The sequence below is a fragment of the Clostridium sp. genome (assembly GCF_017888565.1).
Classification (GTDB): Bacteria; Bacillota; Clostridia; order Clostridiales; family Clostridiaceae; genus Clostridium.
This window is the reverse complement of record NZ_JAGHFX010000023.1, coordinates 1-2908: the sequence shown is the minus strand read 5'-3', so window position 1 is coordinate 2908 and position 2908 is coordinate 1. Positions and strand designations below refer to the sequence as shown.

Here is a 2908-nt window from a genome sequence, read left to right as displayed (position 1 = left end):
CTTTCTTTGTCTGAAATTTCGTTTTGCCCCTTTAATTTGTTTTTTAATTTCTTTGAATTTTCTTTCTCTATCTTTCTTGCTTGGTTCAAAGCCCTTATATTCTCTTTCTTCTTCAACCTTTCTTCTAATTGGCTTTTTGTTTGATTTTTTCTTAATATCATTTTCATTTCCTCCTTCCAATAAATCAACTTGAACTACTGTCTTATAATTCCTCCTTGATTTTCCAAATTGATGTTTTAAAAACATTACTAAAACTTTCTCAAATTTTAAACCTTTAGGTTTTAAATAACCTATTGCTATAAATGGCACAACTTCTATCATTACTATATATCCAGTTAATTCTTGCCCTATTTTATTCATTAAAAAAATATAACTTGGTACACTTATAACTATTGCAATAACTGTACATACCAACTGTCTAATGCTCAACCCAAACATTATCTTTTCCTGATATTCTGTTATTTCTTTAGGTATTCTTACTTCTACCGACATTCTAATTCCTCCTTACATCGCATTACAAATAGACTTAGCCCATTTACCACTACTTAATAATGCAAATACTGTTATAATTGAATATCCAGTACACTCCCATAATAAACTCAATAAGTTTGTTGAATCTATATTAGAAGGATCTATAGTTACTATTCCACTAAATAAAATCCCCATTATAGCAATTGAAATGCACATTAAAACTCCCTGTATAGATACCGCCGTAAAAGATTTTAAAAAGTTTTTTGCTATTGAACTCTGCTCTGCATTAGGTATAGTAGCCATTGGTAATGGTGCTATTCCTATAAAGACATACATTTCTATCATTCTTCCATATATTATTGCAGTTATTAATATATTGCTAATAAATGAAATGGTATTTATTATAACTACATTTATCATAATTAAGACTTTTTCTAAAAAATCTGCATTATTAACCATCTGCTCTATTGTTTCTCTAGCACTTCCAATATCAAGTCCTCCACTCCCTGAAAATATTCCATTTATCCCCACAATAATTTCTTGTGATACATTGAATATTGCTGATAAAATTAAAGGTGTCATATCTAATGCTGTTTTACATATTATAAACTTAATCATTATTTTAAAGGGGATTTCAAATCCCCTCTCACCCATAGTGTCTGTTCTTGTGGTTATACTTTGTAATTCTAGCAATAAAAATATTGCTAGAACTACTAATGCTATTGGAGTTATTATATTTTTTTGAATATTTAAAATCCCGTTATAGATTGTGGCGTTAAATTCATCAGGAGTTTTTATTAAATCACTCCCAACAGATGTAACATTTGTAATCATGTTTATTATCGTGTTTACAATCCATTCTTCCATAATATCCTCCTATAAAATATACTTTAATTTTTTTAGCCAACAACAGATGAAAATAATTGTGCTGCCACAATTATCATTCCTCCACCTACTATTTGCCATATTCCACCTTGTAAAGCTGGACCATTTTTATCTTTTAATGCACACGCCAAAACAATTACTCCCCAAACACACCAAAGTCCTCCACCTATAGTACAGAACTTAATTATTATGTCTAAAACTAGATTCATTATATCCATTTTCATTTCTCCTTTTCTTATATTAAATTATTTATTTCTTCTGTTAATTCAATCTCTTTAATTTCAGTTTTTTCATCTAAAATATCTTTATTTTTTTCTTTCAAAACATCATATCTATTATTTTCACTATAATCAGCTAATTCCTTATACCTTTTATGCTTTTCTATTTTAAATTTCTTTGATTTAAAAGGCTTTACTCCCCTTATAAAAAGTAAACATTCATCAGTTTTTAATAGTCCAACTTCTGCTGGCGTTATTAAGTCCCTTGCTATAATTTGATTATTTAATGATAAACTTCCTGATTGACCTTTACTTATATTTATTGCAGTATGATCTATGGTTGTTTTACCAACTCTAGCTGATATAGATTTTTGTGTTTCTTCTTCTCCACTTCCTAAGAATAGAGTTGTATCACAGTTACCTACAATAGTTCCTGCTTGCTCTTTATACAAGCCTTTTATTTGAGCCATATTTTGTACTATAGGGACTACTGATATTTCCCTACTTCTTACAGTTGCTATTAATTTTTCAAATGAAGGAATTTGACCTATATTAGCAAACTCATCTAAAAGACATCTAACATGAACTGGTAATCTTCCTTTATACTCGTTATCTGCTTTATTACATAGGACATTAAACATTTGAGTATATAAAATAGCAACTAAAAAATTAAAGGTACTATCTGTATCATCTATAATAATAAATAAAGCTTGTTTGTTATCTCCCAAAGTATCTAGTTCCAGTTCATCATACTCTGTTATTTCTCTAAGCTCTTTAATATCAAAAGGTGATAACCTAGCACCACAACTAATTAATATTGATTTAGCTGTTTTACCAGCAGCTTGTTTATATTTTTTATATTGTCTTACTGCAAAATGACCTTCATCTTTACTTTCTAAATCTTCAAATATTATATCTATAGGATTTTTAAATTCTTCATTATCCTCTTTAGCTTCCATTTGATTTAACAAATACAGTAAAGTGCTAAAATTTCTATCTTCTTTGGGTAATTCATAATATATATATCCTACTAAAGCTTGATATAACAATCTTTCAGCCTTTATCCAAAAGTCCTCTTTGCATTTTTCACCTTCTCCACTAGTATTTAATATTATTGTGTTTACTAATTTTAAAATATCTTTTTCTTTTCTTATATATTCAAATGGGTTATAGTGCATAGATTTAGAAAAATCTATTGTATTGAAATACTTTAACTTATAGTCTGCATCTACTAACATCTTTCCACATTCAGGTAACAAAGTCCCTTTAGGATCAGTTATTACATAAGATGTATGTAACTGCATTAAATTAGGTTTAACAAAAAATCTTGTTTT

4 protein-coding genes are annotated in these 2908 nt (G+C 28.2%); all 4 read right to left on the bottom strand.

Annotation, left to right across the window (positions count from 1 at the left end):
- The coding region (locus J7M87_RS04220; protein ID WP_291648979.1) for a PrgI family protein at positions 1–492 on the bottom strand (492 nt) is incomplete at its 3' end.
- A gap of 12 nt (positions 493–504) precedes the next feature.
- Positions 505–1338: a VirB6/TrbL-like conjugal transfer protein, CD1112 family gene (locus J7M87_RS04215; RefSeq protein ID WP_291648977.1), complete on the bottom strand. Its 834-nt coding sequence runs from the start codon at positions 1336–1338 to the stop codon at positions 505–507.
- 32 nt (positions 1339–1370) lie between these two features.
- Entirely contained in the window at positions 1371–1574 is a 204-nt protein-coding gene (locus J7M87_RS04210) for a hypothetical protein (protein ID WP_291648975.1), read from the bottom strand.
- A gap of 17 nt (positions 1575–1591) precedes the next feature.
- The coding region (locus J7M87_RS04205; RefSeq protein ID WP_291648973.1) for a VirD4-like conjugal transfer protein, CD1115 family at positions 1592–2908 on the bottom strand (1317 nt) is incomplete at its 5' end.

Bases quoted from the DNA above. Each gene is read 5' to 3' on its own strand.
- J7M87_RS04215 (WP_291648977.1), bottom strand. From the start codon at position 1,338: ATGGAAGAATGGATTGTAAACACGATAATAAACATGATTACAAATGTT.
- J7M87_RS04210 (WP_291648975.1), bottom strand. From the start codon at position 1,574: ATGGATATAATGAATCTAGTTTTAGACATAATAATTAAGTTCTGTACT.